Raw genomic sequence first — 328 nt, forward strand, 5'->3', positions numbered from 1 at the left:
GGGGCGGCGAAGCCGGGGCGGTAGTCGCGGTTGGCGGGACTGGCCGGAACCGGGCCGGGTACCGGGCAGTTGGTGGTGAGGGCCCAGCACTGGCCGGACGCGGTGGAGGCCACGTCGTACAGCGCCTGGTGGGACAGGCCCAGGCTCTCGCCCAGGACGAAGGCCTCGCTGACCGCGATCATCGAGATGCCCAGGATCATGTTGTTGCAGATCTTCGCCGCCTGTCCGGCGCCCGCTCCCCCGCAGTGCACGATCTTTCCGCCCATGGCTTCCAACATGGGGGTCGCATGGGAGAACTCGATCTCTGTGCCGCCCAACATGAAGGTAA

1 protein-coding gene is annotated in these 328 nt (G+C 68.0%); it reads right to left on the reverse strand.

The features are described from left to right. A partial coding sequence (locus tag ADK55_RS22575; RefSeq protein ID WP_159041517.1) for an NAD-binding protein occupies positions 1–328 on the reverse strand: 328 nt, incomplete at both ends.

Source organism: Streptomyces sp. WM4235 (assembly GCF_001279725.1).
In the GTDB taxonomy this organism is placed as follows: Bacteria; Actinomycetota; Actinomycetes; order Streptomycetales; family Streptomycetaceae; genus Streptomyces.